Here is a 24,231-nt window from a genome sequence, read left to right on the forward strand (position 1 = left end):
CAGCCTGGCCAGGCGGTTTATCAATTTGGGTTGTTATCAAAACGTTACGGCATGTTTGTGTTATCTTTAATTACAGCCCCGATGACTGTCGGGGTATCCCTGTAATGAAGGAGGAGCTTATGTCGTTAACCCTACGCGAAGCCAGTAAGGATACGCTGCAGGCAGAGAACAAGACCTACCACTACTACAGCTTGCCGTTGGCCGCTAACACACTTGGAGACATCTCGCGACTCCCCAAGTCCCTGAAAGTCTTAATGGAAAATTTACTTCGCTGGCAGGATGAAGCGTCCGTCACGGCAGAAGACATTCATGCCCTTGCGGGGTGGCTGGAACATGCCCATGCCGACCGGGAAATTGCCTATCGTCCGGCAAGGGTCCTGATGCAGGACTTTACCGGCGTACCCGCCGTGGTCGATCTTGCTGCGATGCGCGAAGCCGTCAAGCGCCTTGGTGGCGATACCGCAAAAGTGAACCCACTTTCTCCGGTCGATCTGGTCATTGACCACTCCGTCACCGTTGACCACTTCGGCGATGACGACGCGTTTGAAGAAAACGTCCGTCTTGAAATGGAGCGTAACCACGAACGCTACGTTTTCCTGAAATGGGGCCAGCAGGCCTTCAGCCGTTTTAGCGTTGTCCCGCCCGGCACTGGCATCTGCCACCAGGTGAATCTGGAATATCTTGGAAAAGCCGTCTGGAGCGAGCTGCAGGATAAAGAGTGGATCGCCTACCCGGATACGCTGGTGGGTACCGATTCACATACCACCATGATTAACGGTCTGGGCGTCCTTGGCTGGGGCGTGGGGGGCATAGAAGCAGAAGCCGCCATGCTGGGTCAGCCCGTCTCGATGTTGATCCCGGATGTGGTAGGTTTCAAGCTGGTGGGTAAATTATCCGAGGGCATTACCGCAACGGACCTGGTGCTGACGGTAACGCAAATGCTGCGTAAACATGGCGTCGTGGGCAAGTTCGTTGAGTTTTATGGTGACGGCCTGGATTCCTTACCGCTTGCCGACCGGGCAACCATCGCCAACATGGCGCCGGAATATGGCGCCACCTGCGGATTCTTCCCAATCGACGGCGTTACGCTTGAATACATGAAGCTGAGCGGACGCAGCGATGAACAGGTTGCATTGGTTGAAGCCTATGCCAAAGCACAAGGCATGTGGCGCAATACCGGTGATGAACCTGTGTTCACCAGCACGCTGGAGCTGGATATGGGCGAAGTGGTAGCGAGCCTTGCCGGGCCTAAGCGTCCACAGGATCGCGTGGCGCTGGCGGAGGTGCCGAAAGCGTTCGCGGCCAGTAACGAACTGGAGGTGAATGCGGCGCAAAAAGATCACCGTCCCGTCGACTATGTTATGAACGGACATCAGTATCAACTGCCGGATGGTGCGGTTGTTATCGCGGCGATTACCTCCTGCACCAACACCTCTAACCCAAGCGTACTCATGGCAGCCGGCTTGCTGGCGAAAAAAGCGGTGACGCTGGGCCTGAAACGCCAGCCGTGGGTTAAAGCGTCGCTGGCCCCGGGGTCGAAAGTCGTCTCGGATTACCTGGCGCAGGCGCGACTGACGCCATACCTTGATGAGCTGGGGTTTAACCTCGTGGGTTATGGCTGTACGACCTGTATTGGTAACTCCGGCCCGTTACCGGATCCCATTGAGCAGGCCATTAAGCAGGGGGATTTGACCGTCGGTGCTGTGCTCTCCGGTAACCGTAACTTTGAAGGTCGAATTCATCCCCTGGTCAAGACCAACTGGCTGGCCTCACCGCCGCTGGTAGTGGCCTATGCGCTGGCGGGGAATATGAATATTAACCTCGCAACCGATCCGCTTGGCCATGACCGAAAAGGCGATCCTGTCTATCTGAAGGATATCTGGCCTTCTGCTCAGGAAATTGCCCGCGCGGTTGAAAAAGTGTCGACGGATATGTTCCGCAAAGAGTATGCCGAAGTGTTTGAAGGCACACCCGAGTGGAAATCCATCGACGTGGCGCGTTCGGATACCTACGACTGGCAGAGTGATTCCACCTACATTCGCTTATCACCGTTCTTCAACGATATGGAAGCGCAGCCTAAACCGCTGGAGGATATTCACGGTGCCCGCATTCTCGCCATGCTCGGGGATTCAGTCACCACTGACCATATTTCGCCGGCAGGGAGTATCAAAGCAGACAGCCCGGCAGGACGTTATCTGCAAAGCCGGGGCGTTGAGCGTCGTGATTTTAACTCCTACGGTTCGCGTCGCGGTAACCACGAAGTGATGATGCGCGGCACCTTTGCCAATATTCGCATCCGTAACGAAATGGTTCCCGGCGTGGAAGGGGGGATGACGCGTCATCTGCCCGGCACGGAAGTGATCTCAATTTACGATGCGGCCATGAAATACCAGCAGGAGGGTACGCCACTGGCGGTGCTTGCCGGTAAGGAGTACGGTTCTGGTTCCAGCCGCGACTGGGCCGCGAAAGGTCCACGACTGCTGGGCGTGCGTGTCGTGATTGCCGAGTCGTTTGAACGTATTCACCGTTCTAACCTGATTGGTATGGGGATTTTACCGCTGGAATTCCCGCAGGGCGTGACGCGTAAAACGCTGGGGCTGACAGGAGAAGAACGCATCGATATCCGGGCGTTGCAAAGCCTGACCCCCGGTGCGACGGTGCCGGTGCAGTTAACGCGTGCGGACGGGAAAACGGAAGTGCTGGAATGCCGCTGTCGAATTGATACGGCGACCGAGCTGACCTATTACCAGAACGATGGCATATTGCATTATGTGATTCGTAATATGCTGAATTAATGCAGTAACCGTTGCCCGGCAAAGGCATGCGTTTGCCGGGCAAACCATTTATTTACTGAGAAGATGTCCCATCTTGGCGGCTTTGGTATCGAGATAATGCGCGTTTTTGGGGTTGCGGCCCACAATCAGGGGCACACGCTCAACGATATTGATCCCCGCTTCCGTCAGAATCTCTACTTTACGTGGGTTGTTCGTCAGCAGACGCACTTCATCGACGCCTAACAGTTTGAACATGTCCGCGCACAAGGTGAAATCACGCTCGTCGGCGGCAAAGCCCAGCTGATGATTCGCTTCGACGGTGTCATAGCCCTGATCCTGCAACGCGTAGGCGCGGATCTTATTCAACAAACCGATATTACGGCCTTCCTGACGGTGATACATGAGGATGCCGCGACCTTCTTCGGCAATCTGCGAAAGTGCCGCTTCCAGTTGAAAACCGCAATCGCAGCGCAGGCTGAAAAGGGCATCGCCCGTCAGACACTCAGAGTGAACACGCGCCAGGACCGGGGTTTGCCCCGAGATGTCACCAAATACCAGCGCGACGTGATCTTGCCCGGTTGCCAGTTCTTCAAAACCCACCATCAGGAAATCGCCCCATGGGGTTGGCAGATTGGCTTCTGCCACACGTTTAAGCTGCATGTGATTCTCCAGAGTATGCTGACACGCTTCGTGTCTGTCGCCCTACGGCGCTTATTTGCCTCTATTTTGCCACAAGCATCACGCGTTCACCTAGTTGCGGCCATGCTATACGAACGTTAAACGCACAATCCGACATTTTCCCGCATTGATAAAATTCAGTTATGATTGCTGAGCTTAGTGAAAAAGGAGACAACATGCTTTTAATTGCCCGTCGAACGGCTATAGGTGCCGCAATCCTGCTTATCATGCCCGCCGTGGTATGGCTGTCAGGCTGGGCCTGGGAACCGGGTCATCACACAGGATGGCTTAAAGCGCTTTACTGGGTAACGGAAACCGTCACGCAACCCTGGGGAATTATCACGCACACTCTCCTTTGCGCCTGGTTCCTGTGGTGCCTGCGGTTCCGTTTGCGTCCGGCCATCATGCTGTTTGTCATACTCGGCGGCGCGATCGTAGTTGGGCAGGGGGTGAAGTCATGGGTGAAGGGGTATGTTCAGGAACCCAGACCGTTTGTGGTCTGGCTGGAAGAAACACACCATGTTCCGGTAGAGACCTTCTACAATTTAAAGCGTAAAGATCGTAGCCAGCTGGTGAAAGAGCAACTGGCAGAAGAGCAGACGGTGCCGAAATTTTTACGTCATCACTGGCAAAAGGAGACCGGTTTTGCGTTTCCTTCCGGGCATACTATGTTTGCCGCCAGCTGGGCGCTGCTGGGCGTTGGGTTACTGTGGCCGCGTCGACGCACGATAACCATCGTGCTGTTACTGGCCTGGGCGACAAGCGTGATGGGAAGCCGTCTGCTGCTGGGGATGCACTGGCCGCAGGATTTAATGGTAGCCACCGCCATTTCCTGGCTGCTGGTGACCTTTGCCACCTGGCTTGCGCAAAGACTCTGCGGACCGCTCACGCCGCCTCCGGAAGAGAACAAAGAAATAGCCGAAAGGGAGCAAGAAACTTCCTGAAGGTTGATAAACCGCATTTAGCCCAAAGATCTTGTACCAGCGCGCCACTTTTTACGTTTCGCGCTCGTCACTAAAATGGTAGTTTATAAGGCTGATTGCGGTAAGTTGAACACACTTTATTCGCTTGAACCACATAACGGGAAGTCATGTGAAATATTTACTCATTTTCTTACTGGTATTAGCGATTTTTGTCATCTCAGTCACATTGGGTGCGCAAAACGATCAACAGGTCACCTTCAATTATCTGCTGGCGCAGGGCGAGTATCGGGTCTCAACTCTGCTTGCCGTGTTGTTTGCAGCAGGATTTGTTATCGGCTGGCTGGTGTGTGGATTGTTCTGGCTAAAAGTCCGTGTTTCCCTTGCACGCGCAGAGCGTAAAATCAAACGTCTTGAACACCATATTGCGCCGGCATCAGACGTGCCGGTAAATTCAGGTGTGCCGGTCGTGAAGGAATAATCGACTATGCTGGAGTTGTTGTTTCTGCTTTTGCCTATAGCGGCAGCCTATGGCTGGTATATGGGACGCAGAAGTGCGCAACAAACAAAGCAGGATGAAGCGAACCGGTTGTCCCGTGACTACGTGGCCGGGGTAAACTTCCTCCTCAGCAATCAACAGGACAAAGCGGTTGACCTGTTCCTCGACATGCTTAAAGAGGACACCGGCACCGTTGAAGCGCATCTTACCCTGGGTAATCTCTTCCGCTCGCGCGGTGAAGTTGATCGCGCCATTCGAATTCACCAGACCTTAATGGAAAGCGCCTCGCTGACCTACGACCAGCGTTTGTTAGCGGTACAGCAACTGGGCCGTGATTACATGGCGGCAGGGCTCTACGATCGCGCTGAGGACATGTTCAGCCAGTTAGTCGACGAAACCGAGTTTCGCGTCAGCGCGCTTCAACAGCTATTACAAATTTATCAGGCCACCAGCGACTGGCTCAAAGCGATCGAAACCGCCGAACGCCTGGTGAAATTAGGTAAAGATAAGCAGCGGGTTGAGATTGCGCATTTTTACTGCGAGCTGGCCCTGCAGCAGATGGGTAATGACGACATGGATAAAGCCATGGCGTTACTGAAAAAGGGCGCTTCCGCCGATCGTAACAGCGCGCGCGTGTCCATTATGATGGGCCGCGTGTTCATGACGAAAGGTGAATACGCCAAAGCGGTCGAGTGCCTGTTACGGGTCATTGAGCAGGACAAAGAGCTGGTCAGCGAAACGCTGGAGATGTTGCAGACGTGCTACCAGCAGCTGGACAAGCCAAATGAGTGGGTCACCTTCCTGCGTCGTTGTGTCGAAGAGAACACCGGCGCAACCGCCGAGCTAATGCTGGCTGACGTTGTTGATCATCACGAGGGCGGGGACACTGCGCAGGTATTCATTACCCGCCAGTTACAACGTCATCCCACGATGCGGGTCTTCCACAAGCTGATGGATTACCACCTGAATGAAGCGGAAGAAGGCCGAGCGAAAGAGAGCCTGATGGCGCTGCGTGATATGGTTGGCGAACAGATCCGCAGTAAACCACGCTATCGTTGTCTGAAATGCGGTTTTACCGCCTATACGCTCTACTGGCACTGTCCATCCTGTAAGGCCTGGTCGACCATCAAGCCAATTCGAGGACTGGACGGGCAGTAATTTTTTAAAACCTCGTATTTTAGTTACAACATGCTATTAATGTTTTTCCCATTATGTCGCACCGTGCGGTTATCTGCCTGGCAGGGTGGAAATGGATTCTGTCAATTTGCTGCGCTGGCAGGTAGAATGCTCGCCGTTTATCTATCCCGCGCCACAGCGGCGCCCATAGACGAAAAGGGCTGGTCATGACGTCTGTTGCATCCTCTTCTCCCCGCGTAGTTACTGAATCACCTGTTGTCGTTGCGCTTGATTATAACAATCGCGACAGCGCACTTGCCTTTGTCGATCGTATCGACCCACGCGATTGCCGCCTGAAAATCGGTAAAGAGATGTTCACACTCTTTGGACCGCCAATTGTGCGCGACCTGCAGCAACGTGGCTTCGATATTTTTCTTGATCTCAAGTTTCACGATATCCCGAACACCACTGCACACGCAGTAGCCGCCGCGGCTGAGCTGGGAGTATGGATGGTGAATGTTCATGCCTCCGGCGGGGCGCGTATGATGACGGCGGCGCGTGAAGCCTTACGTCCTTTTGGTAACGATGCTCCTCTGCTGATTGCGGTCACGGTGTTGACCAGTATGGAGGCAAGCGACCTTCTTGATCTTGGCGTGACGTTGTCACCTGCCGAACATGCCGAACGGCTGGCTCGTCTGACGCAAAACTGTGGCCTGGATGGGGTAGTCTGTTCTGCACAGGAAGCCATCCGTTTTAAAGCGGAGCTAGGCCAGGGTTTTAAACTGGTCACGCCGGGTATTCGTCCCCAGGGCAGCGATGCGGGCGATCAGCGCCGTATTATGACACCGGAACAGGCTCTCGCCGCGGGTGTGGATTACATGGTTATTGGTCGTCCTGTCACGCAAGCGTCAGATCCCGCCGCAACCCTGAAGGCAATTAACGCATCGTTGAATAAGGGGGCAGTATGAGTGACTCAAACAGTCGCCTCGTCTATTCCACCGAGTCCGGTCGCATCGACGAACCTAAAGCGGCGGTTGAACGACCTAAAGGCGATGGCGTTGTTCGCATTCAACGCCAGACCAGCGGGCGAAAAGGAAAGGGCGTGTGCCTGATTACCGGTATTGACGACGATGAAGCGGGGTTGGTTAAACTCGCGGCCGAGCTGAAAAAGAAATGCGGCTGTGGCGGTTCCGTTAAAGATGGCGTGATCGAGATCCAGGGCGACAAGCGCGATCTGATTAAATCTCTGCTCGAGGCAAAAGGCATGAAGGTTAAACTGGCGGGCGGTTAATGCAAAAAGCCACGGCCGGGGCCGTGGCTTTTAAATAAGCGTGCGTAAGTCAGAAATCGTTCTGAAATAATCAAACCCGATGAGAATTCCGTTCAGGAATTATTTGCCCACCTGGTGACCGATAACACCACCTACTGCAGCACCACCTAAAGTACCCAGTGTGCTACCGTCGGTTAATACTGCGCCACCGAGAGCACCAGCACCCGCACCAATTGCAGTGTTACGGTCACGTTTAGACCAGTTAGAACACGCGCTCAAAGACATGGCAAGGGCTACGGCTAAAACTGCTGCGGTCATTTTTTTGCTGGTTAATAACATATTACTTTCTCCTGAATAATCGATTCACAGAAAGAAGTTCTCAATAAGTATAGCCAATATGAATACTTAACGATGCATTTTCTGTGAAAGCTGTTAGCACAGGCGTTACAAAATCACCCGGGTGATAGTCACTTCCTGTTATATCGCTAACATTAATTCTAAATTTTTGCGGTTATTTCGACAGGTAAATAATCTTAAAGCGGGGGTCGGAATAATCTCAGATAAACAGTGTGGAAAATACGCCCGGTTGTAGGGGCGTATTGCGTGAGAAAGGCGTTAAACGATATCGACCTGAAGACCGTCACGCTGGAGCTGCGCGCGATCGGTTTCACTGAGACGATTATCAGTAATGACGCGGCTAAAGCGGGAGACAGGTCCCATCGTATAAGGATGGACGGCGCCAAATTTTGAACTATCGCTTAGCACGATGGCTTCACAGCCTTTTTCCAGCACTGCGTTGACCACGTCTGAGCGCATCATATCCCGGCCGGTAAAGCCCGTTTCAGCCTGCCAGCCGTCAATGCCAATAAAGGCTTTGCTGAAATGAACCTGCTGCACAAACTGGCGGGTGAGAGGGCCCACCATGCTTTCACTTTTCTTCTGATAGATCCCCCCCAGCAGAACGACTTCGCACGGCGTCTCTTTGAGCAGATGGGCGATATAACTGCTCACGGTAACGATAGTGACATCTTTTTGTTCCGCAAGCGTGCGGGCCAGCAGGGCGTTACTGCTTCCGTTCTCGATAAACACGGTCTCGCCATTATTGACCAGAGACGCGGCAAAATTCGCCAGCTCTCGTTTCAGGGCAAAGTTGTTCATCATACGCGTTTCAACGTCTTCGCTGTCGATTGGCACGGCATAGCCGTGCGCGCGGCGAAGGTAACTCTGTTTTTCCAGCAGATTCAGATCCTGACGGATCGTGACCTCTGAAACGCCGGTGGTTTTAGCCAGCTCGACGACGCTCACGCGTCCTTTGTCGATCACCATCTGCAAAATGATTTGTTGTCGGGAATTCATAGCATCCATATCGGGACGGCTAAGGCCGTTGGTTGAAGATAAGCAAATCGATGTTGGCGGGGTTAATTAAACTTCCCACGGTGCTTTAGGCTGAGCAGCATTCGACGCAGGGTCTGATTCGCTCTGGGCCAACAATTCGGATTTTAAGATCTCAAGATTGCGGATTGCAGAGTGGTAATCACCCGCGACCAGAATATCCAGCACCGTATCAATACGTTGTGCCACCTTCTGTGCATCAATCTCAGCCATCGTGTCATCCTTTGAATGAAAAGTGAATAATTTCAATGATGCAGAAATTAGCCGCAAAAGAGAAGGGAAAAAACGCGTGATGTAAAAGAGATAAATATCAGTGATAAATTTATCTCTTCGCATCCAGCGGGCCTGGGGAGTGGATTAGGCTAAATCTGCGCGCAACGCGCTTTAAACGAAGAGGAAATAGACTATGACTCTCGATCAAGCCACCATTAAATTGTTCACTGACGCAGAACGGTTCACTCAACTTGCAGGTTATTACGAAGAGGAGCGGCACACCGTCTGGATGATGTTGCGTGCCCAACCACGCCCTTGTTTCAACCATGCCTTAATTGAAGAAATCATGAATTTGTCATGGCTGGTCCGGCAATCGGGATTTGTCGTGGATTTCTGGGTGACCGGCTCGCTGGTACCTGAAATGTACAATACAGGAGGGGACTTACGCTTTTTTGTCGAATGTATTCAGAACGGTCGCCGTGAAGCGCTGCGGGCGTATGCGCGAGCCTGCGTTGACTGTGTCCACGCCGCTTCGCGCGGGTTCGATACCGGAGCCATTACCCTGGCCATGGTGGAGGGAAGCGCGCTTGGGGGCGGATTTGAGGCGGCACTGGCGCACCATTTCGTGCTGGGTCAAAGCGATGCACGTCTTGGATTCCCGGAAATCGCTTTCAATCTTTTCCCGGGCATGGGCGGATATTCACTGGTCGCGCGGCGCGCTGGCATGAAACTGGCTGAAGAGCTGATCTATAAAGGTGAATCCCATACCGCGGAATGGTACGAACAGCGCGGACTGGTGGATGTTCTGTTTGAACCCGGACTTGGTTATCTGGCGACAAGGACGTTTATCGATACCTTACAGCCGAAACTGAACGGCGTCAGAGCCATGTTGCGGGCCCGCTCTCGCGTGTTACAACTGCCGCGAAGTGAATTAATGGATATCACGGAAGATTGGGTCGAGGCGGCGTTTTGTCTGGAGCCTAAAGATATTGCCTATATGGAACGACTCGTGATGTTGCAAAATCGCCATCAGGCAGCGGGGATGCGTAAAGCCAGCTAACGTTTATGTTTTGCCTGATAACGTTTAAACCATCGCTCGAATGCGGCAGCGGGCATGGGCTTAGCAAATAAAAAACCCTGCCGTTCGTTGACGCCATTCTTCGTCAGAAAGGCGTCTTCTTTTGCACTTTCGACACCTTCTGCAATCACCTGCAGATTTAGCGCCTGCGCGACCGCAACAATAGCGCGCACCAGTGACTGAGAGATAGACTGCTTGTGAATATCGCGCACAAACAGCTGGTCGAGCTTTATCGCATCAATCGGGAAACGCGCCAGCTGAGACAGGGAAGAGTACCCGGTGCCGAAGTCATCAAGGTGGATCTGTGCCCCCAGTTGACTGAATTGCTGGATAACGGAAAGCGCGAGCTCCTCGTTTTCTATAAGACAGCTTTCGGTTAGTTCGACATCGATGGGGCAATATTCAAAATGAAGATCTTTTAACGCCTGCTTAAGGTCGCTAAAGATAGTTTGATCGGCAAGTTGTCTGGCAGAGACGTTAACCGCCACGCGCAGATTAATCCCTTTATCGCGCCACTTTGCCACCTGCTGCACAACATCCAGCATCACCCAGCGGCCAAGGGGCACAATAAGACCAGACTCTTCCGCGTAGGAGATAAACTCCAGCGGTGGGATTAATCCCCGTTCCGGGGACTGCCAGCGTACCAGCGCCTCCAGGCTCCGGACCTCTCCCCGCCAGGTTATTTTCGGCTGATAGTGAATCAGCAACTGATCGTTATCCAGGGCCTTACGCAGGTTGGTATCAAGCCAAAGATACTCAAACACCCGTTGATTCATTTCGGGTGAGAAGACGGTAAACTTACCGCGTCCGCTCTCTTTGGCGGTATACATCGCGGTATCCGCGTTACGAATCACGCTTTCGCGGTCGGTGCCGTGCTGAGGGGCAAGAGAGATACCCAGCGAGCAGCCTGTATAGATCTCAATAAGACCGATGCGGAAGGGCTGGCGCAATCGGGTCAAAATACGCGATGCCATCGCCTCCAGTGAGCCCTGCGAGGTGTCGGTGGCAAGAACGATAAATTCATCACCGCCAAGACGCGCCAGGACCTGTCCTTCATCCAGACAACTCAGAATGGCCAACGCCACCGCCTGTAATAGCTGATCGCCAAACATATGACCGTAGGCGTCATTCACTTTCTTAAAGTTATCGAGATCGAGATAGACTACACCCACCTGCGTGTCGCCCCGACTGGAAATGGCGTCGCTGATCAGGTCGTGAATCGCGTTACGGTTGGGAAGGCCGGTAATGGTATCGGTGTTAGCCAGAACGCGGAGTCGCTCCTGAGCACGGCGTTCCTCGGTGATATCAGTGCCAGAACAGATCAGGAAAATTTCATTTTTACCGCTGCCGCTGTGGACGAATTTATTTCTGAACAGAAATAATCGTTGTCCTTTGCGTGTCTTTATCCAGCGCTCAACTTCGTACGAACTGCCATTACGAAAAAAACCGCTGATATTGCGTTTTGAGGCGGCCGCTTCACTCCGGCTCATAAAGAGCTTAAAGACGTTCTGTCCGATCACTTCCTGCTCTTTGAGACCGGTATATTCTTCGCACAGCCGATTAAAACGTTGAATATTGCCTTGCTGATCGAGAATAACAATGACGGAGTTGGCTTCAGACACCACCTGCTCGGCAAACGAGAGTCCCTGCGCCAGATCGCGCGCAACAGAAGGGGTGTCATGCCAGGCGGAGGCTGTTCCTGCCCACTCTTTTTTATTAATTTTGCGCCCAACGAGATGCACAGGCACATCCGTACCATAAAGGGAAAGCGTCATAGTAATGCTGGAGGTAATAACGGTTAATTGACGAATCAATTCGGCCTGCTCGTCATCCAGCGCTATAACCTGCGTGATGTCTGCACTTTCAGTGGCGGCCAGATGCAAAGCATTACTGTCTGCCGAGAGCCGCCACCAGGGACTGTGCGTACCCATGTAACGAAACAGCAAGTTATGCTCAAGTTCGTCGATCATGTTTTCTCCCAACCTCGCTCAACGGCGCAAAACTATTCATGTAGAGTCGTTCTTTCCGCACCAGAAATACGGTAAAACCGAACTGAACTTATTGTTTTTCCCTGCTTTCTTATAGTTAAACGCGACATGCGCAAAAAGATATCAGTGGATATTAATTCCGCTGACGAAAGATGATAGTGCTCTTTTACTGTAGATAACGGCGTTGATTTTTGCGGGTAGAAAGCGGAAAAATTTTGATAAAGAGTGATGAGTGCGAGGTTTATGGGATAAAGAGAAATGTCGGCTTCCCCGAAACGGAAAAAGCCGACATTTTAATCGGTTATCAGGCGACCGGACGCGCAATCACGCTACGGGTTTCCATACGGACTTCCGCGATAGTGACATCAATCACGTCCGTCACTTTATAAACAGTTTCGCCTTTAATCTGCACCGAGCCGTTTTCCTGGCTACACACCAGTTCATCACGCACGGCATGCAGGAACGGGGCAGGGATAAAGGCGACGGCACCGTTATCCACCAGCCGGACACGCATCCCGCCACGGCTAATATCGATAATCTCAGCGGCAAAGCGCGTGTCTGTGCCGGCTTTATCTTTCAGGAAACGGGCATACAGCCAGTCGCCCACGTCACGCTCGGCCATGCGATTCAGGCGACGACGCTCCGCCATTTGCACGGTGGCCTCATCCTGTGGACGCGCAATGGTTTCGCCCTTAACGATCGCTTTCAGCAGACGATGGTTAACCATATCGCCATACTTACGAATCGGTGAGGTCCAGGTCGCGTACGCTTCAAGACCGAGTCCAAAGTGTGGGCCAGGCTCGGTGCTGATTTCCGCATAGGACTGGAAGCGGCGAATACGGCTGTCCAGGAAACCGGACGGTTGGGCATCCAGCTCGCGGCGCAATTTACAGAAGCCTTCCAGCGTCAGCACTTCTTGTGGATCGACATGCACATCATGGTTTTTCAGCAGTGCTGCCAGTGCTTCCGTGTTGGCCGGATCGAAGCCGGTGTGCACGTTGTAGATACCAAAGCCGAGCGTGTCGCGCAGAATGCGTGCCGCACAAATGTTGGCCGAAATCATGCACTCTTCAACAATGCGGTTAGCGATACGACGCGGTTCGGCGACGATATCCAGCACTTCGCCTTTCTCACCCAGCACGAAACGGTAATCGGGACGGTCTTTGAAGACCAGCGCGTGAGTTTGACGCCATTCGCTACGGTTAAGACAGACACGATGCAGCAAACGAATCTGCTCAGCAATGGCTTCGTCTGGCGGCGTCCAGCTGCCGGTATTTTCCAGCCAGTCTGAAACCTCGTCATAAACCAGTTTTGCTTTTGATTCGATGGTGGCCGCGAAGAATTCAATGTCCTCTTCGATGGTGCCATCGCCAGCAATGGTCATTCGGCAGGCAAGAACAGGGCGAATTTCATTGGCACGCAGCGAGCAGAGATCGTCGGAAAGCTCGCGCGGGAGCATCGGGATGTTAAAGCCGGGCAGGTAGTTGGTGAAAGCACGCACCTTCGCGGAATTATCCAGCTTGCTTCCTTCAGCAATCCATGCGGTAGGATCGGCTATCGCTACCGTCAGATGCAGCTTACCGTCGGCGCTTTCTTCAACATAGAGCGCGTCATCCATATCTTCCGTACTGGCACTGTCAATGGTGACGAAGCTCAACGCCGTCAGATCGCGACGTTCAAGCCCTTCGTCCAGCAACTCTGTCGCCACGCCGTTTGATGCTTCTTTTTCCAGATTATGCCGGGCGAGCGTTACCCACCACGGAACAAAATGATCGTCGCCAAAGGTGATGAACTGGGTCAGTTCGGCATAAAAACCGCGATCGCCTTTCAGAGGATGACGGCGCATTTGTGCAACGGCCCAGTCACCTTCTTTAAAATCGTGTTCAACGCCACGTTCAGCGCGGCAGGGGATCGCCTCTTTTAAGAGAGGATGATCCGGCACAATCGCCAGGCGGTCGTCTTTTTTTTGCACCCGGCCCACGAAGCGGGTCAGGAAAGGTTCAATGAGTTCTTCTGGCTCAGCAGATTCACGATCTTTTTCAGTGTGAATAACCGCCGTGACACGATCGCCGTGCATGACTTTCTTCATCTGCGGAGGCGGGATGAAGTAGCTTTTTTGTGCATCGACTTCAAGGAAGCCAAAGCCTTTTTCCGTGGCTTTGACAACGCCTTCTGCACGCGGCGTCTGAGAATGCAGTTGCTGTTTAAGCTGCGCTAGCAGCGGGTTATCCTGAAGCATAGTGTTCTATTTTAGTAGCCATTGAGCGGCTCACAGTTTTACGCGATTCTGACTGCTACAGCAAGCGCTCTTTAGGTAACAAGTAGGGTTATTCCCCTGCGCGGAGCGCGATGTTCAGCCGGTTAAGCCAGCCGCAAAAAGCGCTCCATGCGAGAAGGGTAATGGCCTGCTCGACAGGGATACCCGCACTCAGTAAGGGGGTAAACTGCGCTGCGCTAAAGCGATCTGGCGACTGATTAAGAAAATCAATCGCGCTTATCGCACTAGTGTTCTTCACCGAAGAGTGTCCGGTATCGCTTAAACCGTTCACGAGAATGTCGCCCATCACGTCCAGAATCTGTGGCTCATGGCAGAGCACGGCGCACAACGCCTGTAAGGGCGGGACAGAACGCCAGCGGGCAAGCGATTCCATCTGCTGAGCGCTGGCGAAGCGCATTTCTACCTCAGGCAAGAAAGATGTCCAAAACGCGCCGGTGATGGTCGGCTCGGTATGGGGTTGAATATGATGACCCGGCAACCAGCGCACGGGCTGACCTAACATCGCCTGAAAGAGGGCCACCACGCGGGCCTGAAAGCCGATAAAGCCGACGATTTGATTGAGCAGCACGATGTCATACACCGTCAGTCCCACCTCATCGAGCTGCTGTTGCGCTTTAGCATCAATAATATTTGGCGAGCAGGCCAGCTGGCGGGCGTACTGGGTGAGTTGGGCAAGACGACGATTGCTTTCCCGGGAGGAGTCAGGGCCAGGAAGGGGGGTAAGCAGGGCAGCGTAATGGTTACACAAGCGCTGAACGCCGCACGCCTGGGCGACCGTCAAGGCGGTACTTAAGCGGTCGTAAGCGCTCAGGGTATGCAAACGGCTCACCTTGACTCTCAGCGGAAACAGCAGGCCGCAGAGCGTGCGTGCGGGAGCAAGCCAGTTTTCACAGGCGGTAGACATCTCTTCTGGCAAGGCGAGATCGAGCAAAAACCGATCGTCGACGTTGGCGGCCTCGGGAACCAGTGGCAGAACCTCATCCGAACGGTGATTCGTCTGGGTTTCGTGATACCAGTGGCCTTTGCCGGAAAAGCGGCGTTGTTCCATGTGCGTTCCTTGATCTCAAATGGCGATCACTATCCTGGCGCATGGCTTTACAAGGGAAAAATATTGTTAGGTGATAACAAATAGCGGAACGGAATAAAGAAAGGAAAACCGACGAAATTTAAACCTGGCAGCAGGCGCTGCCAGGCGACACGTTTCCCCATCGCTCGGGGAAACCATGCGTTTATTTGATTTCCAGCTCGTTCATTGCAGCGATGTTGAAACCGCCATCAACGTGTACGACTTCACCGGAAATACCGGCAGACAGGTCTGAGCACAGGAAGGCTGCAGAGTTGCCCACGTCTTCGATAGTCACGGTGCGACGGATCGGGGTAACCGCTTCGCAATGTGCCAGCATTTTACGGAAATCTTTAATGCCGGAAGCCGCCAGAGTACGGATTGGGCCAGCAGAGATGCCGTTAACACGCACGCCTTCAGGACCCATCGCGTTCGCCATGTAACGCACGTTCGCTTCCAGAGAAGCTTTAGCCAGACCCATAACGTTGTAGTTAGGGATAGCACGTTCTGCACCCAGATAAGACAGGGTCAGCAGGGCAGAGCCTGGGTTCAGCATCTCGCGGCAGGCTTTCGCCATCGCAACAAAGCTGTAAGAGCTGATGTCGTGTGCGATTTTAAAGCCTTCACGGGTTACCGCGTTTACGTAGTCGCCGTCCAGCTGGTCGCCCGGTGCGAAGCCGATAGAGTGAACGAAACCGTCAAATTTCGGCCACGTTTTTGCCAGTTCAGCAAACATGCCATCGATGCTTTCATCTTGAGCTACGTCACATTCCAGAACAATGCTGGAACCCAACTGCGCGGCAAACTCTTCAACACGGCCTTTCAGCTTGTCGTTCTGGTAGGTGAACGCCAGCTCAGCGCCTTCGCGATGCATTGCCTGAGCGATGCCGTATGCGATGGACAGTTTGCTGGCAACACCGGTCACCAGAATGCGCTTACCGGAAAGAAAACCCATAGCTTTAATCCTTATATTCATTGCTTGTTTTTTGCCTTGTAAATCATAGCATTACAGGCATCATTTCAAATTCATTCGAAATTAGCTCGAAATTATATCCCACTCAGTGCCCTTTGTGTCACGATATTTCTCGCGCCTGTCCTGTGACGCTTGTCGCGAAAGACCGAGAACCCACCCCTCGTCAGGCTGCTTAACCTGCTTACGCACGCATAAAATGCGAGGTTAATAATCAGCTGGCGTGACGCTTTTCCAGGTTAATACGGTTGTAATAGTCGCCAGGGGAAGTGAGCACTTAAATTTGCTCTCAAAATCATCGCGATAAAAGCGGAGGAAAGGGACACCCTCAGGCACTGTCTTACGCCATCTCACAGTATATCACTGAGCCACAGGTTCGCCTCATCCAACCAGAATAGACGCTTTTTATTCCGTCTGATAACCGAACGTAGCTATACATAATGCCCTGAATTTACGATGTAAATTTTATAGGTGATTTTATGGCTGCGCGGTTGTACTTATATATTAGCGGTCTGATACGCTTCAGAAATTCGGGCGTGAAGGGTAAAGCAGGAGAGAAATTATCTCTCCTGCAAAAGAGCATCAGGCTTTCATTCTCGCTCTGACTTTGTCGACCAACGACATAACCGTTACAAAAAATACAGGCACAAAAAATATGGCTAAGAGTGTTCCTGTGACCATGCCTCCAAACACACCTGTACCAATGGCTTGCTGTGTCGTTGCGCTGGCTCCTGAAGCTAACATGAGCGGAACCACGCCTAACGTAAACGCCAGTGACGTCATCATGATTGGTCTTAAACGCATTTTGGCTGCTTTAACAGTCGCTGCAAGCAGGGATTCTCCCTCCTGTTGCAGCTGACGGGCGAATTCAACGATCAGAATAGCGTTCTTGGCCGACAGGCCAATGATAGTGATCATACCCACTTTAAAGAAAGCATCGTTTGGCATGCCTCTTAAGTAGACGGCTATCATGGCGCCAATCAGCCCCAACGGAACGACAAGCATTACGGAGACAGGAACAGACCAGCTCTCGTAAAGAGCCGCAAGCACGAGGAAGATAACCATCATAGAAAGCACCATGAGCATCGGTGCCTCTGACGCTGATTGTTGCTCCTGGAGCGACTGCCCGGTCCATTCAATGGCAAATCCTGGCGGCAAATCAGCTGCAATTTTTTCCATTTCTGCCATCGCATCGCCGCTCGAATAACCCCAGTTCGGCCAGCCCGTTATCCTGAATGCCGGATAACCCTGATAGCGAACCATCTGAACCGGTGATTCTTGCCACACAGGACGAACAAACTCGGACAACGGAACCATAGATCCATTTTTATTGCGCACATTCAGCGCGAGTATCTCTGGCAGTTGCATACGTGAAGAGGCATCTGCCTGAACGATAACCTGCTGAATCCTTCCGTTATTGGGGAAGTCATTGACATAGCTGGAGCCAAGCGCGCCGGACAGAGTCTGATTGATCTCATTGAACGACACACCCATAGCCTCCGCCTTCGGTCTGTCGACTTTCAGGCTGATGCCCATACCATCCGGCAATCCGTCCATATAAACGCCGTACAATGCTTCGCTTTTGCCGGCTTTTTCAAGAAGCATGTTGAGCGCGTTAACCAGCTCAGGATAGTCATGGCCGGACCTGTCTTCGAGACGAAGAGTAAACCCTGAAGACGTGCTGAGTTCTGAAATCGCAGGGGGAAGCAGGGCGGTAATCGTCGCTTCCGGAATATCACCTAATGCATTCTGAACGTTAGTGACCTCATTTTGCGCCGTGGCCCCGTTACGCTGATCCCAGTCTTTGAGCGTTGTAAAAGCCATCGCGGAGTTGGTTCCCGCGCCAGAGAAACTAAAGCCCAGGATTGACACATTACGCTCGACGCCTGGACGATCCATCACCACTTTTTCATACTTCTTCACCACGTCTTGAGTACGTTCCATCGTGGCGTCAGCCGGAAGCTGAATTGAAGTAATGAAATAGCCTTGATCTTCTTCTGGCAGGAAGGAGGAGGGCAAAAACTTAAAGGCAAAGTACAGGACCGCGCACAAAGCCAGGTAGATCAACGACATTCTCACTGTTTTACGTATGATTTTTGTTACGCCATTTTCATAACGACCTGTTAAACGGTCAAACATCCCGTTAAACCAGTTAAAAAATCGGTTCTTTTTATTCGTATCAGCCGTCACCGGTTTTAACAAGGTCGCACACAGAGCGGGCGTTAGCGTTAATGCGAGGAACGCGGAAAATAAAATGGAGACAGCCATCGAAAGGGTGAACTGGCGATAAATCACGCCTACAGAGCCAGAAGCCAGCCCCATTGGCAGAAAGACGGCAGTCAGAACTAAGGTAATGCCGACCACTGCGCCAGTAATTTCCTTCATGGCTTTGACCGTTGCCTCTTTTGGCGACAACCCCTCTTCAGCCATGAGACGTTCCACGTTCTCGACCACGACAATGGCATCATCAACGATGATCCCTATCGCCAGTACCATGCCATACATTGTCAGCACGTTTATCGAAAAGCCCGCCAGCATCATCACCGTAAAGGTGCCTAATAACGCAACTGGCGCAACGATAGCCGGGATGAAGGTATAACGAACATTCTGCAAAAAGAGATACATAACAAGGAAGACAAGGACCATTGCTTCGATGAAGGTATGCACCACTTTCTCGATAGAAATTTTAACAAATGGCGACGTATCAAAAGGAATCGAATATTCCATCCCGGGCGGGAAGGATTTTGCAAGATCCGCCATTCTGGTCTTAACCGCTTCAGATGTCTGCACCGCATTGGCGCCTGGCGATAACTGAATCGCCGCTGCAGTAGAGCCGTGACCATTCTCTCTGATGGCAAACGCATATGACTGCAAGCCAAGTTCAACCCTGGCAACATCGCTCAGAGTGACTTTAGAGCCATCCGGATTCGCTCTGAGAACAATTTGACGGAATTCTTCGGGCGTGCCCAGCTGTCCGTTAATGTCTAACGGATAGGCCGTTAACTGCTCGGGCGTGGCAGGGGAGTCGCCCAGTTTGCCGGGCGAAACCTGAGCATTTTGTTCCGTTATTGCGGTAGTAATATCGCTTACAGAGAGCTTGTAGGAGATGAGCTTTGCAGGATCGATCCAGATACGCATGGCCTTCTCTGAGCCAAACGCCTGAATTTTGCCGACGCCGTCGATACGGCGCAGTTCGTCGGTTATTTTTCGCGCAAAGTAGTCGCTCAAGTCCGCTTCGCTGAATTTTCCGTCTGGAGAGTTAAGGCCAACCATCATCAGAAATCCCGACGATGCTGCTTCAACGCTCAATCCATTTTGACGCACGGCCTGGGGGAGGCGAGGCTCCACCACTTTTATCTGGTTTTGCACATCCACTTGCGCGAGGCGAATATCCGTTCCGGGTTTAAACGTCACCGTAATGGTTGCGACACCGGACGTATCACTGGTTGATTCGTAATACAGGAGATCGTCGACCCCGGACAATTCACGCTCAATCAGCGAGATGACTGATTCATTCATGGTTTGAGGCGTTGCACCCGGATACGTCACCGTAATGGACAAACTTGGCGGTGCAACGGAGGGGTACTGAGCCACCGGAAGTTGCGGGATGGCGATAACACCCAAAAGTATAATGAAGAGCGCAATGACCCATGCGAAAACAGGTCTGCGAATAAAGAACTGAGACATCAGAAATTCCCGTTAATAAGTCTTTGCGAAGTTAACTTGTTGTTCCGGCAGAGTGCGGTATTACCTCAGCACCCTCCTGAAGTTTGTCCTGACCTTCCGTAACAATCTTATCGCCAGCCTTCAGGCCAGCCGTCACGGTCACGCCTTTTTCAGTCTGCTCTCCCGTTTCGATCTCAACGCGTTTCGCCTTGTTATCGTTGCCAACAATCCAGACGCTGGTTTTACCATTAGCCCGGTTCATCGCCTGTTCAGGGATTGCCACCCCGTCTTTCTTAATGAGACGTGTAATTTTGAGTTTGACGAACATGCCAGGCAGCAAGTGACGCTGTGGATTTTCGGCTTCCGCACGCAGGACCACATCGCCGGTTTCATCGCTGACATTGATGCCGGAAAAGAGAAGATACGCAGGCGCATCGAAGGGCTTATTGTCGGTATCCAGAATGGCGGCGGTTGGCTTAGCGAGGGATGGTTCGCCTGACGCGTTATCGTCAGAATTGAAGATTGAGCGAAGTTCCTGCGTCGGCACCCTTGCATCCACATAGATGCGATCGAGCTGCTGGATCACCGCCATGGCCTGTGAATCACCGGGATTAACAAGCGCACCTTCAGTCACAAATTCCTGATCAACGCGCCCGCTGATAGGTGCTTTAACAGTGGCATAATTCAAATCCAACTGCTTGCGATTGAGAGACGCTTTTGCTTCTGCAAGATCGGCGGCGGCCTGTGCGCTGTTGGCTTTGGCGTCGTCCAAATCTTGCTGGCTGATAGCTGCAGATTGTTGTAACCGCGAGAACCGATCCGCCCGTTTACTCATCTGCTGAAAGGTGGCTTGTGCTTTTGCAACCATTGCGCGAGCCATTTCGACGTCCGCCTCAAAAGGCGCTGCATCGATCTGAAATAATGGCTGGCCTTGCTGTATTTCTGAGCCCTGAACAAAGAGTCGCTTTTGAATAATCCCACCTACCTGGGGGCGGATTTGTGCGGTCTTTACCGCAGAAACGCGAGCAGGGAAGACACGAACTGAATAGATGTCAGCGACATCAAGTGTCTGAGTGACAACGTTGGTTTTCGTGGGTGCGGTTTGTGCTCCCGTTTCCTCAGAAGAATCACAACCTGAGATAAAGCCTAAACAGATCGTGGTCAAGAGTGCCAGCTTCCTGATATTCATTGCAAATTTCCGATAAATCAGTTGTTAAAAACTGGTGCCGTCATCAACCGTGATTAATGACGTTACCCCGCTTAAAAATAAAAAAGGTCAGAACCATCAGCACAGCCATGATCAAAGAAGCCAGCTGTAGCGTGACGGAGTGTGAATGCATAAACGCGGAGGAGGCCGCATTAACAAGTGCAGTACGCGTTGGTTCAGCAAGCTGCTGAGAAAGGGAAATAGCTTCGCTAAAAGAGGTGCCTGCACCAGAAAATACCGATGCCGACAAATTCTCCGGTAACTGGACAGTCGATGAATAAATACCCGCCAGAACTGTGCCGAAAAGAGTAATGCCTAAGCCGGTTCCCAGCTCATAGGACACACATTCGAATGAACCTGCCGTACTGGCTTTATGAACCGGCGCTGCGGTCATAATTGCCGATGACGAAGCCATCAGCGCGCTGGTTTCGCCAGCACCGAGCAGGAACATCCATCCCTTTGCTTGCAGGATCTCGTGGGCAAAATCAACGCCTGATAACGCGTATAAACTGAGAGCCGACGCGGCAAGACCCACCATCGCGACGGTTACGATTCCCAGACGGTTGATTAAAATCCCAACAACAGGGCCGGCCAGACAGCTAGCCAGCATCATGGGCAGTATGTAAAGCCCTGCCTCGCCGGGCGAGAAACGGTGAACGAGCTGTAGCTCCTGAGAGAGCAACAATTCGAAACCCACCAGCGTAATCATCGCAATCAAGGCCAGAAAAACGCCGGCGATAATGTTGCGCTGTTTCAAAAGATCTGTGTCAAGCAGCGGGGTGGTGGAAATGATTTGCAGCGTTATAAAACAACCAAGCAGCCCCAGGCCGATCGCTAAAAATGAAATATGCAGTCCGGTTGCCGGGCCTGGTAACGCAAAGCTTTTCAGTGCATACACCAACAGCAGCAGGGACGTCATCAGTAAGAGCGCCTGACGAAGGTTCAAAGAGGCAGAACGCTTTGCCTGGGCGTTCGTGACCACTTTACGCAACAGGATAATAACAACGACCACGGCCGGGATATTGATAAGAAAAACCGAACCCCAGTGAAAATGCTCAAGCAACATACCGCCCATCAGGGGGCCCGCCAGGGCTCCGGCTGTACCAATGGTGGTCCATATTCCTAACGCCAGATTTCTCTCTTTTTCGTCAGGAAAATGGGTGCGAACAGCCGCCAGTGTGGCCGGAACAATCATTGCTGCGCCTGAAGCCAACAACGCGCGTGCACAGATGAGCGCAAGGGGTGTTTCGGAGCAGGCGGCAGCCAGGGAGGCTAAACCAAAAATCGTGCTGCCAGCCATTGCCATTTTAATAAAGCCCAGCCTATCACCCAGCAAACCCATGGGTATTAACAAAGCGGCCATGACCAGAGGATAAATATCCATAATCCATAACAGTTCGTTGTGGGTAGCCCGCAGGTCAGTACTCAAGACTGGCGCAACGACATAGAGAACGGTAGCGTCAAGAGATACTGGCAAGTACATGAAAATTATGACAATGAGCATACGCCATTTGTTCTGCATACCGTTTACACCACGACATATCAAAAAGGTGGACAAGTGTTCAGCTTGAATTTATAGTGAAGCTGAACACTTGTCCACCTTTTGATGAATATGAAGGAAAGTTGCTTATGTCTTATCTCAGTCATGATGAAAGACGTCAGATGATTCTGGAGACAGCGGTAAAGATTGCTTTTTCAGAAGGTTTAACGGCAATGACCGTGAGGAAAATAGCGCAGGAAGCACAGTGCGCAGTGGGCCAAATTCATCGCCACTTCTCATCCGCGTCTGAATTAAAAGCTGAGGCTTTTCTTTTATCCGTCACTCAGGCTTTGTCCTTGCTGAATGAGGAAGGTAAAAAAGAGGAGACAACCAGTTATCAATTGCTGAACTGGTGCCTTTTTACTGCGCATGAGGATGATGCCAGACATTACAGCCTGTTATGGAAAGAGGCCGAAGTCATGTCTTACCATGACGACATTATGATGAATGCAATAAAGACCGCAACAATGATGTGGCATAGCTCATTAGTCTCCATTCTGGAAAAAGGCATTTCGCAGCAGGAGTTCGAGTGCGCGAAGCCCGTGGCAACATTTGCGTGGGATATGATTGCTTTTTCACATGGCTTTGATGGGCTGTATAATTTGAAGATAGAAGGCTTCAGCGAAAACATGTATATCGAGCACGCGTCTCGCTTCCTTAAAAGTTATATCACGTTGAAAGACACCGTGTAACGATTCACCAGGTTTATATCGATTATATATCGAAAACAATAATACAAGAGTTAATACTAACAAGTTGGCAAGGTGATGTATGAGTAGTTTGGTTAAAGCAGGAGTGTCAGTTGCACTCATAATGGGTTGTGCATTGAGTTCAGCGCAGGCGCAAGATTTTTCATTAGGCCTGACGGCAGGATGGTCCTCGAAACTGTATAAAGATGTGGATGCAAACAAAAATAATCTCGTCTTCCCGAATATTGATTATGATGCAGGCGGATTCTGGTTTCATGGTTTAGGCGCGGGATATGATCTGTTCCAGACCCCAGCAGATCGCATATCAATAGTGGGTTATTATATGCCTTTATCCCTTAAAGCAAGCGATAGCCATTCGCGTGCAATGCGACAGCTTAATAATCGCCGTAGCACGCTTATGACGGGCCTGAGCTATGCCCACGAATCTCAGGTGCTCGGCAAGTTAGAAAGTACTGTTGCAGTCGATTCTCTGGACACCAGTAACGGTATCCACTGGAATAATAGCTGGAGTTACCCTGTTCAAATTGGGCAACTGGGCATCGAACCTGCGTTGGGTGTGAACTGGAATGACCGTAAATTTAACCGTTATTATTACGGTATTAATTCTGGTGAAGCGCAGCGAAGTGGTTTCAAAAAATATTCTCCAGGGGATAGTTTTACACCTTATGCAGAAGTCAATGTCAACTACACGTTGACAAGCAGCTGGAATGTTTATGGCGGTGCGCGTTACACTCTGCTGCCAAATGAGGTGAAAAATAGCCCAATGATCGAAAAAGACTCCCTTTTGTCACTTTGGACAGGTGTGTCTTACACCTTCTGATTGAGAGCCGGGTTCAAACCCGGCTAATAAATCATTTAGTCAGGTGAGT

Annotated in this window: 20 protein-coding genes; 9 read left to right on the forward strand and 11 right to left on the reverse strand. The window is 51.8% G+C overall.

Annotated elements, in window-relative coordinates:
• Positions 1 to 119: 119 nt before the first annotated feature.
• Positions 120 to 2,795 carry an aconitate hydratase AcnA gene (gene acnA, locus LZP96_RS10805; RefSeq protein ID WP_064326311.1) on the forward strand — a complete coding sequence of 892 codons (2,676 nt, stop codon included), beginning with the start codon at positions 120 to 122 and terminating at the stop codon, positions 2,793 to 2,795.
• Between the two features lie 48 nt (positions 2,796 to 2,843).
• On the opposite strand, the gene ribA is transcribed toward acnA, so the two are convergent.
• Positions 2,844 to 3,434: a GTP cyclohydrolase II gene (ribA, locus tag LZP96_RS10810; protein WP_064326310.1), complete on the reverse strand. Its 591-nt coding sequence runs from the start codon at positions 3,432 to 3,434 to the stop codon at positions 2,844 to 2,846.
• Between the two features lie 194 nt (positions 3,435 to 3,628).
• On the opposite strand from ribA, the gene pgpB reads away from it, so the two are divergent.
• The 5 genes from pgpB (at position 3,629) to yciH (ending at position 7,278) form a co-directional block, all read left to right on the forward strand.
• Positions 3,629 to 4,396: a phosphatidylglycerophosphatase B gene (gene pgpB, locus LZP96_RS10815; protein WP_064326309.1), complete on the forward strand. Its 768-nt coding sequence runs from the start codon at positions 3,629 to 3,631 to the stop codon at positions 4,394 to 4,396.
• Between the two features lie 148 nt (positions 4,397 to 4,544).
• Positions 4,545 to 4,853, forward strand: coding sequence for a LapA family protein (locus LZP96_RS10820; protein WP_064326308.1), 309 nt, complete (start codon positions 4,545 to 4,547; stop codon positions 4,851 to 4,853).
• A gap of 6 nt (positions 4,854 to 4,859) precedes the next feature.
• On the forward strand, positions 4,860 to 6,029 hold the full coding sequence (lapB, locus tag LZP96_RS10825) for a lipopolysaccharide assembly protein LapB (protein WP_064326307.1): 1,170 nt from the start codon (positions 4,860 to 4,862) through the stop codon (positions 6,027 to 6,029).
• Positions 6,030 to 6,214: 185 nt separating this feature from the next.
• On the forward strand, positions 6,215 to 6,955 hold the full coding sequence (gene pyrF, locus LZP96_RS10830) for an orotidine-5'-phosphate decarboxylase (protein ID WP_258925985.1): 741 nt from the start codon (positions 6,215 to 6,217) through the stop codon (positions 6,953 to 6,955).
• Positions 6,952 to 7,278: a stress response translation initiation inhibitor YciH gene (gene yciH, locus LZP96_RS10835; protein ID WP_064326305.1), complete on the forward strand. Its 327-nt coding sequence runs from the start codon at positions 6,952 to 6,954 to the stop codon at positions 7,276 to 7,278. The genes pyrF and yciH overlap by 4 nt, the downstream gene beginning before the upstream one ends.
• A 99-nt stretch (positions 7,279 to 7,377) precedes the next feature.
• Here the strand turns inward: yciH and osmB are convergent, their stop codons facing one another.
• From osmB to LZP96_RS10850, 3 genes are all read right to left on the reverse strand, one after another.
• Complete coding sequence (osmB, locus tag LZP96_RS10840) at positions 7,378 to 7,596, reverse strand: osmotically-inducible lipoprotein OsmB (RefSeq protein WP_064326304.1); 219 nt, start codon at positions 7,594 to 7,596, stop codon at positions 7,378 to 7,380.
• Positions 7,597 to 7,872: 276 nt separating this feature from the next.
• The gene (yciT, locus tag LZP96_RS10845) at positions 7,873 to 8,613 is read right to left on the reverse strand and encodes a DNA-binding transcriptional regulator YciT (RefSeq protein WP_064326303.1); all 741 of its coding nucleotides are present in this window, start codon (positions 8,611 to 8,613) and stop codon (positions 7,873 to 7,875) included.
• A 66-nt stretch (positions 8,614 to 8,679) separates the two neighbouring features.
• Positions 8,680 to 8,862 (reverse strand): YciZ family protein, encoded by a 183-nt coding sequence (locus LZP96_RS10850; protein WP_064326302.1) that lies wholly within the window; start codon positions 8,860 to 8,862, stop codon positions 8,680 to 8,682.
• 193 nt (positions 8,863 to 9,055) lie between these two features.
• Between LZP96_RS10850 and LZP96_RS10855 the strand changes: the two genes are divergently transcribed.
• Complete coding sequence (locus LZP96_RS10855; RefSeq protein WP_064326301.1) at positions 9,056 to 9,922, forward strand: crotonase/enoyl-CoA hydratase family protein; 867 nt, start codon at positions 9,056 to 9,058, stop codon at positions 9,920 to 9,922.
• On the opposite strand, the gene pdeR is transcribed toward LZP96_RS10855, so the two are convergent.
• The 7 genes from pdeR to LZP96_RS10890 form a co-directional block, all read right to left on the reverse strand.
• The gene (gene pdeR / locus LZP96_RS10860) at positions 9,919 to 11,910 is read right to left on the reverse strand and encodes a cyclic di-GMP phosphodiesterase (protein ID WP_064326300.1); all 1,992 of its coding nucleotides are present in this window, start codon (positions 11,908 to 11,910) and stop codon (positions 9,919 to 9,921) included. The two genes, LZP96_RS10855 and pdeR, sit on opposite strands and share 4 nt — an antisense overlap.
• 322 nt (positions 11,911 to 12,232) lie before the next feature.
• Positions 12,233 to 14,167 carry an exoribonuclease II gene (locus LZP96_RS10865; protein WP_258925986.1) on the reverse strand — a complete coding sequence of 645 codons (1,935 nt, stop codon included), beginning with the start codon at positions 14,165 to 14,167 and terminating at the stop codon, positions 12,233 to 12,235.
• A gap of 88 nt (positions 14,168 to 14,255) precedes the next feature.
• Positions 14,256 to 15,254 carry a CMD domain-containing protein gene (locus tag LZP96_RS10870; protein WP_258925987.1) on the reverse strand — a complete coding sequence of 333 codons (999 nt, stop codon included), beginning with the start codon at positions 15,252 to 15,254 and terminating at the stop codon, positions 14,256 to 14,258.
• Positions 15,255 to 15,435: 181 nt separating this feature from the next.
• A complete protein-coding gene (gene fabI / locus LZP96_RS10875) occupies positions 15,436 to 16,224 on the reverse strand; it encodes an enoyl-ACP reductase FabI (protein ID WP_064326297.1) in 789 nt (262 codons plus the stop codon).
• A gap of 597 nt (positions 16,225 to 16,821) precedes the next feature.
• Positions 16,822 to 19,926 carry a multidrug efflux RND transporter permease subunit gene (locus LZP96_RS10880; RefSeq protein WP_258925988.1) on the reverse strand — a complete coding sequence of 1,035 codons (3,105 nt, stop codon included), beginning with the start codon at positions 19,924 to 19,926 and terminating at the stop codon, positions 16,822 to 16,824.
• 31 nt (positions 19,927 to 19,957) lie between these two features.
• The gene (locus LZP96_RS10885) at positions 19,958 to 21,094 is read right to left on the reverse strand and encodes an efflux RND transporter periplasmic adaptor subunit (RefSeq protein WP_258925989.1); all 1,137 of its coding nucleotides are present in this window, start codon (positions 21,092 to 21,094) and stop codon (positions 19,958 to 19,960) included.
• A gap of 43 nt (positions 21,095 to 21,137) precedes the next feature.
• Positions 21,138 to 22,634: an MFS transporter gene (locus LZP96_RS10890; RefSeq protein ID WP_258925990.1), complete on the reverse strand. Its 1,497-nt coding sequence runs from the start codon at positions 22,632 to 22,634 to the stop codon at positions 21,138 to 21,140.
• 107 nt (positions 22,635 to 22,741) lie between these two features.
• Between LZP96_RS10890 and LZP96_RS10895 the strand changes: the two genes are divergently transcribed.
• Positions 22,742 to 23,344 carry a TetR family transcriptional regulator gene (locus tag LZP96_RS10895; RefSeq protein WP_258925991.1) on the forward strand — a complete coding sequence of 201 codons (603 nt, stop codon included), beginning with the start codon at positions 22,742 to 22,744 and terminating at the stop codon, positions 23,342 to 23,344.
• A gap of 79 nt (positions 23,345 to 23,423) precedes the next feature.
• On the forward strand, positions 23,424 to 24,182 hold the full coding sequence (locus LZP96_RS10900; RefSeq protein WP_258925992.1) for a MipA/OmpV family protein: 759 nt from the start codon (positions 23,424 to 23,426) through the stop codon (positions 24,180 to 24,182).
• The last annotated feature ends 49 nt before the right edge of the window (positions 24,183 to 24,231 follow it).

Origin of the sequence: Huaxiibacter chinensis (genome assembly GCF_022171985.1) — a bacterium.
GTDB lineage: Bacteria > Pseudomonadota > Gammaproteobacteria > Enterobacterales > Enterobacteriaceae > Enterobacter > Enterobacter chinensis_A.

Bases quoted from the DNA above. Each gene is read 5' to 3' on its own strand.
- acnA (WP_064326311.1), top strand. From the start codon at position 120: ATGTCGTTAACCCTACGCGAAGCCAGTAAGGATACGCTGCAGGCAGAG.
- ribA (WP_064326310.1), bottom strand. From the start codon at position 3,434: ATGCAGCTTAAACGTGTGGCAGAAGCCAATCTGCCAACCCCATGGGGC.
- pgpB (WP_064326309.1), top strand. From the start codon at position 3,629: ATGCTTTTAATTGCCCGTCGAACGGCTATAGGTGCCGCAATCCTGCTT.
- lapB (WP_064326307.1), top strand. From the start codon at position 4,860: ATGCTGGAGTTGTTGTTTCTGCTTTTGCCTATAGCGGCAGCCTATGGC.
- pyrF (WP_258925985.1), top strand. From the start codon at position 6,215: ATGACGTCTGTTGCATCCTCTTCTCCCCGCGTAGTTACTGAATCACCT.
- yciH (WP_064326305.1), top strand. From the start codon at position 6,952: ATGAGTGACTCAAACAGTCGCCTCGTCTATTCCACCGAGTCCGGTCGC.
- osmB (WP_064326304.1), bottom strand. From the start codon at position 7,596: ATGTTATTAACCAGCAAAAAAATGACCGCAGCAGTTTTAGCCGTAGCC.
- yciT (WP_064326303.1), bottom strand. From the start codon at position 8,613: ATGAATTCCCGACAACAAATCATTTTGCAGATGGTGATCGACAAAGGA.
- LZP96_RS10850 (WP_064326302.1), bottom strand. From the start codon at position 8,862: ATGGCTGAGATTGATGCACAGAAGGTGGCACAACGTATTGATACGGTG.
- LZP96_RS10855 (WP_064326301.1), top strand. From the start codon at position 9,056: ATGACTCTCGATCAAGCCACCATTAAATTGTTCACTGACGCAGAACGG.
- pdeR (WP_064326300.1), bottom strand. From the start codon at position 11,910: ATGATCGACGAACTTGAGCATAACTTGCTGTTTCGTTACATGGGTACG.
- LZP96_RS10865 (WP_258925986.1), bottom strand. From the start codon at position 14,167: ATGCTTCAGGATAACCCGCTGCTAGCGCAGCTTAAACAGCAACTGCAT.
- LZP96_RS10870 (WP_258925987.1), bottom strand. From the start codon at position 15,254: ATGGAACAACGCCGCTTTTCCGGCAAAGGCCACTGGTATCACGAAACC.
- fabI (WP_064326297.1), bottom strand. From the start codon at position 16,224: ATGGGTTTTCTTTCCGGTAAGCGCATTCTGGTGACCGGTGTTGCCAGC.
- LZP96_RS10880 (WP_258925988.1), bottom strand. From the start codon at position 19,926: ATGTCTCAGTTCTTTATTCGCAGACCTGTTTTCGCATGGGTCATTGCG.
- LZP96_RS10885 (WP_258925989.1), bottom strand. From the start codon at position 21,094: ATGAATATCAGGAAGCTGGCACTCTTGACCACGATCTGTTTAGGCTTT.
- LZP96_RS10890 (WP_258925990.1), bottom strand. From the start codon at position 22,634: ATGCAGAACAAATGGCGTATGCTCATTGTCATAATTTTCATGTACTTG.
- LZP96_RS10895 (WP_258925991.1), top strand. From the start codon at position 22,742: ATGTCTTATCTCAGTCATGATGAAAGACGTCAGATGATTCTGGAGACA.
- LZP96_RS10900 (WP_258925992.1), top strand. From the start codon at position 23,424: ATGAGTAGTTTGGTTAAAGCAGGAGTGTCAGTTGCACTCATAATGGGT.